The organism is Rothia sp. HMSC065C03 (assembly GCF_001837295.1).
In the GTDB taxonomy this organism is placed as follows: Bacteria; Actinomycetota; Actinomycetes; order Actinomycetales; family Micrococcaceae; genus Rothia.
The window spans coordinates 337,883-351,732 of sequence record NZ_KV831978.1 but is presented as its reverse complement, the minus strand read 5'-3'; the positions used below and the strand labels follow the sequence as shown (position 1 = coordinate 351,732).

11 protein-coding genes are annotated in these 13,850 nt (G+C 58.7%); 2 read left to right on the top strand and 9 right to left on the bottom strand.

What is annotated here, in order from left to right; translation table 11 throughout:
- Positions 1-64: 64 nt before the first annotated feature.
- Genes HMPREF2605_RS01675 through HMPREF2605_RS01665 form a run of 3 tightly spaced genes read right to left on the bottom strand, consistent with a single transcriptional unit; the run spans position 65 to position 3,157 of the window.
- Entirely contained in the window at positions 65-709 is a 645-nt protein-coding gene (locus HMPREF2605_RS01675; protein WP_049347182.1) for a LutC/YkgG family protein, read from the bottom strand.
- On the bottom strand, positions 709-2,346 hold the full coding sequence (locus HMPREF2605_RS01670; protein WP_070846753.1) for a LutB/LldF family L-lactate oxidation iron-sulfur protein: 1,638 nt from the start codon (positions 2,344-2,346) through the stop codon (positions 709-711). The genes HMPREF2605_RS01675 and HMPREF2605_RS01670 overlap by 1 nt, the downstream gene beginning before the upstream one ends.
- Before the next feature lie 16 nt (positions 2,347-2,362).
- The gene (locus HMPREF2605_RS01665) at positions 2,363-3,157 is read right to left on the bottom strand and encodes a (Fe-S)-binding protein (RefSeq protein WP_005504630.1); all 795 of its coding nucleotides are present in this window, start codon (positions 3,155-3,157) and stop codon (positions 2,363-2,365) included.
- 844 nt (positions 3,158-4,001) lie between these two features.
- Here HMPREF2605_RS01665 and HMPREF2605_RS01660 point away from each other — a divergent pair.
- A complete protein-coding gene (locus HMPREF2605_RS01660) occupies positions 4,002-5,675 on the top strand; it encodes an L-lactate permease (protein ID WP_070846752.1) in 1,674 nt (557 codons plus the stop codon).
- A 234-nt stretch (positions 5,676-5,909) separates the two neighbouring features.
- Positions 5,910-6,773, top strand: a complete 864-nt coding sequence (locus tag HMPREF2605_RS01655; protein WP_070846751.1) for a FadR/GntR family transcriptional regulator — start codon at positions 5,910-5,912, stop codon at positions 6,771-6,773.
- A gap of 109 nt (positions 6,774-6,882) precedes the next feature.
- Here the strand turns inward: HMPREF2605_RS01655 and HMPREF2605_RS01650 are convergent, their stop codons facing one another.
- The 6 genes from HMPREF2605_RS01650 to purD all read right to left on the bottom strand — a co-directional run bounded on the left by HMPREF2605_RS01650 (position 6,883) and on the right by purD (position 13,846).
- On the bottom strand, positions 6,883-8,040 hold the full coding sequence (locus HMPREF2605_RS01650) for an ABC transporter permease (RefSeq protein WP_070846750.1): 1,158 nt from the start codon (positions 8,038-8,040) through the stop codon (positions 6,883-6,885).
- Entirely contained in the window at positions 8,041-8,817 is a 777-nt protein-coding gene (locus HMPREF2605_RS01645; RefSeq protein ID WP_070846749.1) for an ABC transporter ATP-binding protein, read from the bottom strand.
- 1 nt (position 8,818) lies between these two features.
- Positions 8,819-10,033: a peptidoglycan-binding domain-containing protein gene (locus HMPREF2605_RS01640; protein WP_070846748.1), complete on the bottom strand. Its 1,215-nt coding sequence runs from the start codon at positions 10,031-10,033 to the stop codon at positions 8,819-8,821.
- Between the two features lie 172 nt (positions 10,034-10,205).
- Complete coding sequence (locus HMPREF2605_RS01635) at positions 10,206-11,108, bottom strand: adenylate cyclase (protein ID WP_070846747.1); 903 nt, start codon at positions 11,106-11,108, stop codon at positions 10,206-10,208.
- 259 nt (positions 11,109-11,367) lie between these two features.
- Positions 11,368-12,294, bottom strand: a complete 927-nt coding sequence (locus HMPREF2605_RS01630) for a phosphoribosylaminoimidazolesuccinocarboxamide synthase (RefSeq protein ID WP_049343179.1) — start codon at positions 12,292-12,294, stop codon at positions 11,368-11,370.
- Positions 12,295-12,562: 268 nt separating this feature from the next.
- Complete coding sequence (purD, locus tag HMPREF2605_RS01625) at positions 12,563-13,846, bottom strand: phosphoribosylamine--glycine ligase (protein WP_070846892.1); 1,284 nt, start codon at positions 13,844-13,846, stop codon at positions 12,563-12,565.
- Positions 13,847-13,850 lie beyond the last annotated feature (4 nt).

Genomic DNA, 13,850 nt, shown 5'->3' with positions numbered 1-13,850 from the left:
AAACCGCCCGGGAGCCTTAGCTCTCGGGCGGTTTCTTTAGAGGTTTGCCTTCTGGCGCTGTACCTTAGGCGTCGTAGATGATGACGTCCAGGGTACGGGGGCCGTGCACGCCCTCCACGCGAATCAGCTCGATATCACTGGTTGCCGACGGACCGGAAATCATGGTCACGGGGCGGGTGTAGGTGATACGCTCGATCGACTCGGGGACCAGCTCCACAACGGTGGAACGGGGCACCACGCAGATGTGGTGGTCGGGCACCAGGGTGATGGCGCGGCGACCCTCATCGGGGTTGGTGTTCAAGAAGATCGTGCCGGTCTCTGCGCAGGAGACGGTCGAACCGGTCACCACAGCGTCAACTGCGTCCAGTTCCTTCAGGGACAGGCAGCCGGGCTTGAGGGTGCTACCGGAGTCGGTGACGCGCTTGCGGTCAGCGGTGTCAGCCGGCAGCCACTCCATGTTCAGGCCCTCGGGAACCACGTAGGTGGACTTTTCACCCAGGCGCTCTGCGATGACCTCGGAGATGTTCTCCTTGTTCGCGTGGAACACGTTTGCCTTGTAGTCAATGAGGCGGTCGACGAGCATCTCAATGGTCTGCTCTTCGTTCAGCTCGCTGACGCGGCGGTAGTTACGTACGGGCTCGGGGGCGACGGGTGCGTCAGCCAGGGACGAGCGGATACGTGCGAGGATATCTTCCTTAGCAGAGGACATTAGTTGTTCTCCTTAGCTTCACGGGCTGCCTGGGCTTCCATAGCTGCCTTAGCGTTTGCAGCCACTTCAGCTGCCTTACCCTTGTTGGCCTCGATGAGTGCCTGAATGTCGACGCGCTCAGCGTTATCACGTGCCGGAGCCTGACCCTTCTCCTTCTTCCACCAGTTGCGGAAGGATTCCTTGGGGGGCTCGGGGATGTCGCGGTACTCGGTCCAACCGCCGACGATACCGGGAACAGCGGTGATCTTGTGCTTGCGGCCGGTAATGAGGCGGGACATGGGCAGACCACGCTCTGCAATGGACATCATCTTGCCGGAGGTGAAGAGCTTCTTCGCACCGAGCATCATGCCGTCCATCTGCGAGAAGGGAGCCTTCTTGTTGCCCTCGAACTCGCGGACAGCGTGCTTGGACTCGACGTCCTTAGCGCGCAGGTGCACGAGGACCTCGGGGAAGTTAATCTTCACGGGGCAGACCTCGTAGCATGCGCCACAGAGGGAGGATGCGTAGGGCAGGGAGTTGTTGTGCGCAGCCTCGATACCGGAGAGCTGCGGGGACAGGATCGCGCCGATGGGGCCCGGGTAGGTGGAGCCGTAGGCGTGACCGCCTGCGCGCTCGTACACGGGGCACACGTTCATGCAAGCGGAGCAGCGGATGCAACGCAGTGCCTGGCGACCGAGCTCATCAGCCAGAACGGCGGTACGGCCGTTGTCGATGAGGATGACGTGCATGTTCTGCGGGCCGTCACCGGGGGTCACACCGGTCCACATGGAGGTGTAGGGGTTCATGCGCTCACCGGTGGAGGAACGGGGCAGCAGCTGCAGGAATGCCTCGTAATCCTGGAAGGTGGGCAGAATCTTCTCAATACCCATGAAGGTAATGAGGGTGTCGGGCAGGGTCAGGCACATACGGCCGTTACCCTCGGACTCCACGATGGTCAGGGTACCGGTCTCAGCAATACCGAAGTTGGTACCGGAAACTGCCACGGTGGTGTTCAGGAACTTGTTGCGCAGGCGGTTACGCGATGCCTCTGCCAGTTCTGCCGGCTCATCGGTGATGTCCGGGTTGATACCCTCAATTTCGCGCAGGAAGATGTCGCGGATTTCGCGGCGGTTGCGGTGAATTGCGGGCACCAGAATGTGGGAGGGGCGGTCGTGGCCGAGCTGGACGATTTCTTCCGCGAGGTCGGTCTCAATAGCGTTGATGCCGTTTTCCTCGAGGAACTCGTTCAGACCGGTCTCTGCGGTTGCCATGGACTTAATCTTGATGATTTCGTCCACACCCTGCTCGCGAATCAGGTCCAGAGCGATCTGGTTTGCCTCGGTGGCGTTGCGTGCCCAGTGCACGTGGCCGCCTGCGGCGGTGAAGTTACGCTCGAACTGTTCGAGCAGCTCGGGCAGGTTCGCCAGAACGTAGTTCTTGACGGACTCACCGGTGTTACGCAGGTCCTGCCAGTCGGGCACCTCTGCGGTGACGCGTGCGCGCTTGTTACGGATCGCGTGGGTCACGAAGCGCAGGTTGGCGCGTAGCTGCTCGTTCTTGAGCTCTTCCTTCGCGTACTTGGGGAAGGGGGTTTCTTCGAAAATGTTGCCCTCGCCGTAGTGAACGACCTTGGGCATACCAAGCTGAATAGCGGTCATGAGGTCTTATCTTTCCTTAGCCGATCGAGAGCTCAACACGCTCGGAGTTAATCTTGAGCGGGTTTTCCTTGGTGGATGCGAGGATCTCAGCGAAGTGGATGGTCTGAACGTCCGAGCCGCGACGCATCAGCGCACCGCCGATGTTCATCAGGCAGGAGCAGTCGCCGCCGGTGCAGACGGAAGCACCGGTTGCTTCAACGTTGTCTGCCTTGTCGTTGACCATTGCGCCGGAGACGTCAGCGTTCTTGAAGGAGAAGGTACCACCGAAGCCGCAGCACTGGTCCATGCCCTCGAGCTGGGTGTACTTGATGCCTTCGACGGTGCGGACCAGGTCCTGCTGGCGGGTGCCCAGGCCGAGCATACGCATACCGTGGCAGGAGCTGTGGTAGGTGACGTGCTCGGGGAAGTAGGAGCCGAGCTGCTCGGCAGCGTTGGTGATGCCCAGGATGTCGATTAGCAGCTGGGAAAGCTCGAAGGTGCGGGAAGCAATCTGCTCTGCCTTCAGAGCCAGCGCTTCGTCGCCGCGGCTACGTGCGACCATTGCCTGCTGGTGACGCAGGGAAGCAACGCAGGAGCCGGAGGGTGCAACAGCTACGTCCCAGTCCCAGGAGTCGAAAGCTTCAACGTGGTTCTTGATGACTTCGTAACCGTCATCGAAGTAGCCGGAGTTGACGTGCATCTGGGAGCAGCAGGTCTGGTTCGGGGGGAAGACAACCTCGTGGCCCAGGCGCTCAAGAATTTCGACGGTGGCGCGTGCTACGCGGGGGTACATGCCGTCAACGATGCACGTGGAGAAGAGTGCAATGCGCATGACTTGTCCGTCCTTTCCTCTGTGTTCAGAGTTTCTCGGTCTCACCGCCTGCGTCTGGGGCAGGCGGGGCACAGTCCGAATAAGTTCGGTCTTCCAAAGAGGCGACTCAGATGTATTGAGTCGGGGAAGCTGGGCCGGTAGGTTCCGGCTGATGTGCGCGCCCCAAGTGGAGGTGGGATGCGGTGGGATCAGAAACCGTGGTGATGTCTTTTATCTTTCTAGCCATTTAACACCGTTGGGCGGCTTTTCTCTAGTTGGAATAGCACATACTTTCCTTGTTAAATAACCGGTTAGGTCGACCTGACCTTAAGGTATATTTCCCTACCTTCCGGTACATGTGACCTCATCTCCCATGCACCCCCCGTAAGACCCCTATATTCTTTTCGCAGATTGAACATTTATCAAACACACAGAAGTGGACCATAAACCCCCTAGAAATCCGCCGTTCTGAAGATTTTATGGTTGTTTTATGGGGCTTTTCCTTTTTAAAACAACATTCTTTTCGGGTATATGCGTCCAAATGAAGACTCTCCCCTGGGTAAACCAATGACCCATACACCCAACTCGTGATGTATCTGAAAATATTCGAGTTTCAGAACCTGGAATTAACTATCAGAACCGCAATATTTCGGCAGTTTCACTGGAAGCGAGCCCAGGTTCCGGTCGCCTTCCACAAAAATGAGTCAGGTCACTTTTGGTGAAACACCACATTATCCGGTACTCTTCTAAACATGCGATCAATGGTCTGACCACATCCCCGCATGGGAAACAATGACCCGTTCCCCAGCGGGATTATCTATGGTCTGACCACACACAAGACACACCCTGAACCAAAGGAGTTCCAGTGGAAACTTATACCGCTGTAACCAATGCAGTGGGAGGTAGCCTCGGCCTCAGCGCACTCGTGGCAACCATTCCCCTCCTCACCTTCTTTGTGATGCTACTGGGCGTTAAGGCACGCGCTCACTGGTCCGCACTCGTGGCACTGGCAGCATCCATCCTCGTAGCAGTCCTGGGCTTCCACATGCCCGCTGACCTCGCCGGTCTGAGCGCCGTCCGCGGTGGCATCTACGGCCTGGTCATCTGCTGGGTTATCCTCGGTGCAATCTGGTTCTACCAGCTCACCGTTCTCTCCGGCCGCTTTGAAGACCTGCGCCGCGTCTTCGACCGCCTCGGCGGCGGCGACCTGCGCATCCAGGCTATCCTCATCGCATTCTGCTTCGGCGGTCTGCTCGAGGCACTGGCTGGCTTCGGCGCTCCCGTTGCAATTACCGCAACCATGATTCTGGCACTGGGCGTTAAGCCCCTTAAGGCTGCTGTCACCGTTCTGCTCGCTAACACCGCACCCGTGGCATTCGGCGCGGTTGCTGTCCCGATTACCACCGCAGGTGAAGTCGGCGGCAAGGACCCACACGTTATCGCAACCATCGTTGGTCACCAGGCTCCGTTCCTGGCAATGCTCGTTCCGCTCATCCTGCTCGTCATCCTTGACGGTATGAAGGGTCTGAAGGACGCTTGGCTGCCCGCACTGGTCATCGGCGTTTCCTTCGCTATCGCACAGTGGGTCACCGCCGCTACCCCCGCATACAACCTGACCGACGTTGTTGCCTGCATCGTCTCCATGGGCGTTGCCGTGATCTTCCTGCAGTTCTGGAAGCCGCGCGGCGTCGCAGGCGTTCGTGAACGCTACGGTCTGCCCGCACAGGCTGAAGAGAAGGAAGCTCTGCCCGCCGTTCGCGTCTGGATGGCACTGCTGCCCTACGTCATCGTCGTTGCAATCTTCGGTGTTGCTAACCTGCACGCTGGCCTGAAGGCATGGCTGAAGAGCTTCGTCATCAAGATTGATATCCAGGCTCTGAGCTCCCGCCTCGTCACCGCTGACGGCAAGCCCGTCAAGGACGCTGTCTACAACTTCGCGTGGATGTCCAACCCCGGCACCCTGCTGATCATCTCCGGTCTGGTTGTTGCTGTGGTCTACTTCTTCTTCAACGAGAAGGGCCGCTACGCCTTCAAGTTCCCGGCAATCTTCACCGAGTTCGGTTCCGTTGTCTACCGCATGCGTTGGTCCATCCTGACCATTGCTTCGGTTCTGGCACTGGCATACGTCATGAACTTCTCCGGTCAGACCATTGCTATGGGTACCTTCCTGGCAGGCCTGGGCACCGTCTACGCGTTCCTCGCACCGGCTCTGGGCTGGATCGGTACCGCTGTGACCGGTTCGGACACCAGTGCGAACGCACTGTTCTCCAAGCTGCAGGTGTCTGCTGCTGAGAACCTGCAGCACGCAGGTATCCACGGCGCAACCCCCGAGCTCATGCTGGCTGCTAACACCACCGGTGGTGTGGTCGGTAAGATGATCTCCCCGCAGTCGCTGGCTATTGCTGCTACCTCCGTGGACATGGAAGGCAAGGAATCCGACATCCTCAAGGCTGTCCTCCCCTGGTCCTTCGCTATGCTCCTGTTCGTCTGCGTCCTGGTCTTCCTGCAGACCAACGTTCTGTCCTTCATGATTCCCTAATCTGAGGCTCACCCCTTAGAAAGTTCTTGAGGTGAAAGCCTCAAGGGCCGTAGGACATTCGCCCCGGTATTTTCCGGTGGCCACGGCGGGGCGGCGAACCTTCTCGGTTCCGCCGCCCCGCTTTTTATGTCCTGACCACTCAACGAATAGCCCGAAATATCTCTGAATTAGCTCTGAGATATCTCAGGCGCAGAGTATTTCTTTTCGTTATCCGCCTCGTTATCAGGAGAGATTATGCCTCGTTCTTATGACGATACCCAGCCTGCTGAGGCGCCCCCTGCGGTTGACCGCCAGCCGATTCTGGCGGACCGCAGCTACAGCATCATTCTGGAGACCTTTGAGCGGCGCCTGCGCCTGGGTGAGCTGCGTGTGGGCGATAAGCTCCCCTCCGAGCGTGAGCTGGCGGCACGGCACGGTATCTCCCGCCCCTCGGTCCGTGAGGGTTTGAGGGTTCTGAACGCGCTGGGTCTGATTCGTTCCAGTACCGGTTCGGGACCGAAGTCGGGCGCGATTATCATTTCTGAGCCGTCGGATGCGCTCAGCTGGGCGCTGCGCATGCACATTGCGACCCGTAGCCTGCCGGTGAAGGACGTTGTCTCAACCCGTCTGCTACTGGAGGGCCCTGCGGCGCGTGCGGCGGCTGCCGCGCCGGACACCCCGGAGCGTGCGGCAGCGTTGGAGCGGGCGCGCGTACATCTGGCGGAGATGGATGAGCAGATCAGCGATGAGCGCTTCCATTTCTGCGATACGCGTTTTCACTATGAGCTGTCGAAGCTCGGCGGCAATATTGTGCTTGATACGGTGATTGACTCTCTGCACATGGCGACGATGAGTTATGTGCAGGAGGCGGTTCCTTTCTTGAAGGATTGGGAGGCGGTCAAGCGCACGTTGCAGCAGCAGCATTACGGCATTATTGAGGCGATTACCTCTCACGATGAGCAGGCGGCCTATGAACGCGTGTGCGAGCACATTACGTGGTTTTATTCGCTGTCTGACCGTGCTGCGGAAGAGCGGGCGCGGCAGCATCCGGCGCGGGATATTCTGCACGAGGATTTGTGCCACGAGAACGTACATGACAAAGACGTTCACGCCGGCTAGGCTTCGTCCCTCAACTCCATAAACCCACATAGCTAAAGGGCGGTGCCCCGGAAGAATGACCTTCCGGGGCACCACCCTTATGCGCCGAGCAATTATTTCAGCGGGGCAATTATTGCAGGAGCTCAAGCGGCTGAACCTTCGTTGCCGCGTAGGCGGGCAATGCACCCGCAACGATGCCCACAGCCAAGCCGAGGAAAGGAATCCCTAGGATAAGGGGCGGCAGAGATAGTGCCCATCCGTTGAGAAGGCACACAACCCAGGAACCGAGAACACCGAGGATGAAGCCTCCAAGAGCGCCCAGGGCCCCGAGGAGAGCCGCCTCCGCCAGGAAGCTCACCGCCACATCTCGCCGTCCCAACCCTAATGCACGGTTAATGCCGATTTCCCGGCGGCGTTCCCAGACCGAAATCTGCATGGTCATCACAATGCCGAAGCTTGTCGAGACGATAAGAACCACCAGAATAATGGTCGTAAGAGCTCGGCTATCCTTCGTCAAGGAAGCACGAAGAGTCACCGGTGAAGGCGGAATCTCAATGTTTGTATTAACGGGGGCACGCTGCGGATCGAGTACCTGCTTGAGCTGTTCCGCGACCGTATCTGCACTTCCTGGATTCACGATGACGTCCATACCGCGTTGCAGGGTGTGGGCTTGCGGCAAGAAAGTGGAGGTGGTCGGCAGGATAAGAGCGCTACTGAGAGCCGCGTTTTTGCCGCCGTCACGGATAATGCCGAGCACGTAAGCTCGCATTCCGTTGACCTCAATCATGTTCCGCCCGGGCTCAGTACTGACCCCTAGCTCTTTTGCGAGGGCAACGCCCAGATAGACGGTAGGCTCACCGGGGCGTTCGCGGGCAGGCTCCGAAAAGTGCCCTTCGACAATGTGCGCACCTCGTGCTTTCAAACCTGCTTCTGAAACGACTGCAAGGGGTGTCTGTTGGCCCTCCTGCCCCGGCCTGTTGACCTGCGGGCGCGTTGTCTGCGTATCGATGGTGACTGTACCGGCAGCTTTGACCTCTGGAACTTGGTTAACACGCCAGAGCAGTTCATCCTCCGGTATATCCCAGGTTTGCGGCTGGAGGCGCACACCGAGCCGGGTGGAATCGTAGCTGGCCAGCTGCGAGCTCGTATTGAGCGCCGATGACTCGCTGACGCCCACAAGCATGATGATGGTGGTTGTTCCCGCGAGCATCGCCAGTACCGTGAGCAGGTTGCGGCGCCAACGACGAACAACTGCAAGGAGAGCGTAGTGAAGGTTGTTCCTTAGCATCTATCCTCCCCTGACAACGGGTTCTTTGAGCGATTGATAGGCCGATTCTTCGGGACGAGTGAGTTCGGGGCTAACGAGCATCCCATCGACCATGTGTAGCTGCCGGTCGCAGCGAGCCGCGATATCGGGTTCATGGGTGATGATGACCAGGCTTTGCTTCTCCGCACGGCCGGCGAGGAGCAGATCCAACACCTTGTGAGAGTTTTCAGTGTCGAGGTTTCCTGTAGGCTCATCGCACAGCAGGATACGCGGGGCGCAAGCTAACGCGCGCGCAACCGCGACTCGTTGCTGTTCACCACCGGACATGTTGCGTGGAAGAACCTCCAGACGGTGCCCCAAACCCACCTGTTCGAGTGCCTGCAACGCACGCTGACGTGCTTGACGGCCCGGTACGCCGCGCATCCGGAGGGTATGGGCAATGTTCTCGGTGGCGTTCAGATGAGCAATGAGGTGGTACGCCTGAAAGACAAAAGCGATGTGCTCACGGCGTGCTACAGTTCGCTCGGCGTCGCTGGCGGTGCCCATGTTTTGACCCAATATTTTCAGCTCACCTTCGGAGGGCTGATCGAGTAGCCCGATGATAGAGAGGAGCGTAGATTTTCCGCTTCCGGAGGCGCCGGTAATGGCCACTGATTCGCCTTCATGAATGCTGAGGGTCGCGTTTTTTAGCGCCCAAGTGGAGGGCGGAAAGAAACGCGCAATATTGTGGCACTCGATATTAGGTTTTGTGGCGGTAGCGCTCGTGGGGAGGGCATGTTCTGTCTCGTGCTGAGGCATTTTAGCGCTCCTTCAGCTTCACGACGGTACCTGCCTTGAGTTCTGCAGCGGGGTTGACGAGCTCGCAGATTCCGGCGGAGCACACGCCAAGGGTGACGGGAACGCTCTGACCGTTATCCAGGGTGATGGAGTGCGTTCCGTTTTCTTCGGTTTTGACGGCGGCTTCAAGCACTGCGAGGGCGTTTTCAGCGCCTCGGTTGAGAGTGACGGTTGCTTGAAAACGTGTTGATGCCGTCGTGTTTTCCGGCAAGTCGATTGTGATGGGGTAGCGTTTCCGCGCGGTAGCTCCCTGTGCGGAGGTATCGCTGTTAGGTCGTGCGCTGTTCTGCGCACCGTTGGAGGCACCTGCGTTAGCGCCGCCGTCAGCGTTAGTTGAGCCTTCGGGTGTGAGGGCCGCGCCCAGAGTGCCTTCGAGCGGACTTCCGTTATCGGTAAGAATCTGGACTTTCTGTCCCTCAGCGAGTTCATTGCTGAGAGCGCTACCGTCCGCGGAGAGTACCAGACGGTATCCACCCGCGGATAGGGTGCACAGCGCCGGAGTTGAGGTTTGGCCTTTGGTACCGCAGCTGTTATCTACGGTGTATTCATTGCCGTCAGCGAAGAGGTATTCAGAGAGCGGCAGTGCGGTGCTGTAGCGTCCTTCTTCGGTTCGGTCAGTATCCCCGGGAGGGTAGTAGCCACGATCCAGGTAGAAACGGTAGACAGCGTTGGCGGTGGCTTCGCCGTAGCTTCCTTCCTCATCCCAGATGCTGTAGCCGAGTGATTCCAGAGCTTCTTGGAGCTGTTTAACGTCATCGCCGCGAGCGCCTACGGCAAGGTCGCGGTAGGCGGGAATACTACCCTTGAACGCAATGATGGGACGCTCGTTGATAGTGGTGATAATTGAGCCGTTACTCATCTGGGTACCCGCCTTGGCGCCGTCCCTGGTCACCACTCCTTGAGGGGTTCCTACGGTGTAGCTTCGGGCGGGTGACACGCTAACTTCTCCCGAGTAGGTGCGGGTAACAGTCTGCGTGCTGATTCGGGTTGTTAGTTGCGCGGCGCGGGACGGCTGCGCATTGGATTCAACATTGGTGCGTAGCCCCGTATTAAGTGCGTAGATGGAGAACCCGCCGGTGATGACGAGCAGAATGACGAGCACCGGAACCAGGTAGGCGCGTATGGTTGCCGTCGTGGCGGCGCGGCGGGGGTTTTCTGAACTCTGCTGCGTGTTCATGGGTTCACCTTTCTGCGGTGAAATATGGGGCGGGGGGAATAAAGGGGTGTATCCTCTGCTCTCATCCGCGGGTGAAAGCGGTTGAGAGCAGAGGACCGGTAGAAAAATCTCGCTAGAAAATGTCCAACGAGGAATCAGCGTTTACTAGGTGCCGCTGGCCAGTTGCTGTCGGCTAGTTGCCGTTGAGTAGAGCTGCGGCGCGCTCCTGGGCCTGGCGCTCGATATCGCGTACTTCAAGGATGAGCGGCTCATGCTCATTGAGCCAGGTCGCAGCCTTTTCGTAGTAGATATTCTGTGCCTTAGTCAGGATTCCAGTAGACTTTTGGCAGTTGTAGTCGGCGTGAGCTAGGGATTGCTCTTCCGCATTGGCGGCTACATTGGCTGCCTTGTACTTACCCCAGGTTTTCTCTGCGTAGCTGGGAGCATCTCCGAAGTGCTGGATATCGGCGTATCCGCTTTCTTTCATGCATGCACCGTAGGTGGTGTCATCGCGGTAGTATTTCCCCATTTCTTCTATCGCGTTATTTTTGGATCCGCCCGTGTTGAGTTCGTTAACGAAGTTGGTGTATTTGAGGTAGTTTTCTGCTGAGCCGAAGACAGCTTCTGCCGCACGTCCGAGGCATGAATCTGTTGCCATGCTGGTCTGGGCACCGTTACTCATCGTGATGGTGACAGTTTTGCTGTCTGGGGCTTGAGGGTCGCCTATGAACGCCTTCTGATATGCCGGGTTTTCCATCGCGGGTGCATTGCTGGAGCTAGCGTTGCCCTGCCGGGTGGACCAGTATCCCTGGGTGGCCGCTTCTTCGTTGGCGAAGTGGGCGCCACTCATCGCAAGTTCATGAACGGAGGAGCCGTCAATAATGTTCTGGCTACCGGAGTAGGTGAAGGACTTCTCGCTCATACACTTTTTGACCTCGTTGACGAGGGCCACGTTAATATCCGGGGAGGGATTCTCGTAGCTTGCCAGGACATTGCGAATGTCTTGCTTAACTTCAACGGTAGTGGAGCAACTCGATACGCCCAGGCAGCAGGCAATACCGATAAGGACGAGGGGTGTGAAGGGCTTCTTTGCCATGGACTTCACCTTTCTCAAGCATCATTGATGGGCGAGAACCGGCAGTGATACGAGCGTATCATGAGCCGATTACTAAGTATGATAGAGGACAACCCCCCCCCGTACAATAGACACACAAGATGTATTTATGACGTATAGCACCTATAAGAATGCATGTAAAAGAGCTTATGGATTAAAGGGCGGTGCCCCGGAAGAATGACCTTCCGGGGCACCGCCCTTTAGCTATCTCAAAGACTTATTTCAGCCCGAAATATTGAGTTTAGAACTTCGTGCCGGTCAGACGCTCATACGCCTCAACGTAACGGGCACGAGTCTTCTCCACAACCTCCTCAGGCAGGTGCGGCACATTATCCGAACCGTCCCAACCCGCCTCCGGGGAACGCAGCCAGTCACGCACATACTGCTTATCGAAGCTCGGCTGGGCATGACCCGGCTCGTACTGCTGGGCATCCCAGAAACGCGAAGAATCCGGGGTCAGAACCTCATCACCCAGCGTGATCTCGCCGCGGTACGAATCAGTACCGAACTCCATCTTGGTATCCGCCAGAATAATGCCCTGCTCACGAGCAATCTTCTCCGCAGTGGTGTACAGGCTCAGGCTCAGCTCCTCCAGGCGCTCACCCACCGGCTGACCAACCTCAGCGTACAGCTCCTCACGGGTCACCAGCTCATCATGCTCACCCACCTCAGCCTTACCGGTCGGAGTGAAAATCGGGGTGTCCAGGCGGGAACCATCCACCAGGCCCGCAGGCAGCTTCACACCAGCAATCTCACCGGTCTCGTTGTACACAGCCAAACCCGAACCGGTCAGGTAACCGCGCACAATGCACTCCACCGGGAACATGTTCAGGGAGCGGCAAATCATTGCTCGACCAGCCACAACATCCGGAACGTCAGTGGACAGCACGTGGTTCGGAACCTGCTTGAGCTGCTCAAACCACCACAGGGACATCTGAGTCAGAATCTTGCCCTTATCCGGGATTTCGGTGGGCAGAATACGGTCAAACGCGCTAATACGGTCCGAGGCAACAACCATGACCGAACCGGCACGTAGCTCAGCGTCATCATTGACGGTCAAGCCGGTAGCGTCAAAACGTTCCTCATTCGGAACGTACAGGTCGCGGACCTTACCGGAATAAATGTGAGTCCAGCCCGGGATTTCCACGGGGTTAGAACGAGAAGTCATGAGAATTTCTCCTGATGAGGTGGTGTGATGTGGATGCAAAAAGTCTGTGTAATTACAATACCGCGACAGGCGCGGCTCCCGATAGTGCCAATCAGTCATCAATACGGCACAATCTTGAGAGCCCAACCTGACCCGTGCGCCGCCGACAGTACCCCGAGCTGAGGAAATGAACCCGGGAAAAGCTGAGGCGGCAAGGAGTAAAGAAGCGAGTGGCAAAGAAGCGACCGGCTCCCCCACCCTCAAGCGGGGAAGCCGGTCACCTTAGGTTTTAGCCGCGCGGAGCGGGAATGTGGATGCGGTTCTCCACAGCCTTCAGCGCGATATCGGTGCGGTACTGCGCGCCAGCCCAGGAGATAGCGCGAACGCCCTCGTAGGCGGCGTTACGGGCCGCAGCCAGGTCATCGCCGAGAGCAACAACAGCCAGCACACGACCGCCAGCAGTCAGCACACCCTCCTCGGATGCGACAGTGCCCGCGTGAATCACGTGCACGCCCTCCAGAGCGTTTGCCTCGTCCAGACCGGAGATGACGTCACCCTTGCGGGGAGTGTCCGGGTAGTTTTCAGCAGCCATAACCACGTCAACTGCGGTGCGGGGATCCCAATCCAGCTCGGTACCCTCAGAAATTTCACCGCGAGCAGCCGCGCGCAGTAGCTGACCCAGCGGGGTGCGCAGACGCGCCAGAACCGCCTGGGTTTCCGGGTCGCCAAAGCGGGCGTTGAACTCGATAACGCGCACGCCGCGGCTGGTCACAGCCAGACCGCAGAAGAGCACGCCCACGAACGGGGTGCCGCGCTCAGCCATGCGAGCCACGGTCGGGCGGGCAACCTTCTCCACAACCTCCTGTACGAAGCCCTCGGGCAGCCAGGGAAGCGGGGTGTAGGCGCCCATACCGCCGGTGTTCGGGCCCTCGTCGTTGTCGAAAATGCGCTTGAAGTCCTGAGCCGGGGACAGCGGCAGAACGTTCTTGCCGTCAGAGATGACGAAGAGGGACACCTCGGGGCCGTCCAGGAACTCTTCGATGACCACGGTGCCGCCGGCGTTGAAGCAAGCCTGAGCGTGCTCCAGTGCCGCGGTGCGGTCCTCGGTCACCACAACACCCTTACCCGCAGCCAGGCCGTCGTCCTTCACCACGTAGGGTGCACCGAACTCGTCCAGTGCCGCCTGCGCCTCAGCGGCGTTCGTAGCCACGTAGGCGCGGGCAGTCGGTACGGAAGCCTCTTCCATGACCTGCTTAGCGAAAGCCTTGGAACCTTCCAGCTGCGCGGCAGTTGCGGAGGGGCCAAAAACGTCAAAACCCGCCTCACGCAGTGCATCGGAGACACCGGCGACCAGGGGCGCCTCGGGGCCAATAACGACCAGGTCGGCGTTCAATTCGCGTGCCAGGGCGGTTGCCTGGGCGGGGTCATTCGCGTCAATTGCGTGGACGGGAACATCCTGGGCAATGCCGGCGTTGCCGGGGGCGCTGTGCACCTCAGTTACCTCAGGGTCGCGCAGAAGCGCTCGAATAATTGCGTGTTCGCGGCCGCCGGGGCCCAGTACCAAAACCTTCATGCTA

Coding starts and splice junctions, on each gene's coding strand:
- purD (WP_070846892.1), bottom strand. CDS start 13,846: ATGAAGGTTTTGGTACTGGGCCCCGGCGGCCGCGAACACGCAATTATT.
- HMPREF2605_RS01655 (WP_070846751.1), top strand. CDS start 5,910: ATGCCTCGTTCTTATGACGATACCCAGCCTGCTGAGGCGCCCCCTGCG.
- HMPREF2605_RS01645 (WP_070846749.1), bottom strand. CDS start 8,817: ATGCCTCAGCACGAGACAGAACATGCCCTCCCCACGAGCGCTACCGCC.
- HMPREF2605_RS01630 (WP_049343179.1), bottom strand. CDS start 12,294: ATGACTTCTCGTTCTAACCCCGTGGAAATCCCGGGCTGGACTCACATT.
- HMPREF2605_RS01650 (WP_070846750.1), bottom strand. CDS start 8,040: ATGCTAAGGAACAACCTTCACTACGCTCTCCTTGCAGTTGTTCGTCGT.
- HMPREF2605_RS01635 (WP_070846747.1), bottom strand. CDS start 11,108: ATGGCAAAGAAGCCCTTCACACCCCTCGTCCTTATCGGTATTGCCTGC.
- HMPREF2605_RS01670 (WP_070846753.1), bottom strand. CDS start 2,346: ATGACCGCTATTCAGCTTGGTATGCCCAAGGTCGTTCACTACGGCGAG.
- HMPREF2605_RS01665 (WP_005504630.1), bottom strand. CDS start 3,157: ATGCGCATTGCACTCTTCTCCACGTGCATCGTTGACGGCATGTACCCC.
- HMPREF2605_RS01640 (WP_070846748.1), bottom strand. CDS start 10,033: ATGAACACGCAGCAGAGTTCAGAAAACCCCCGCCGCGCCGCCACGACG.
- HMPREF2605_RS01675 (WP_049347182.1), bottom strand. CDS start 709: ATGTCCTCTGCTAAGGAAGATATCCTCGCACGTATCCGCTCGTCCCTG.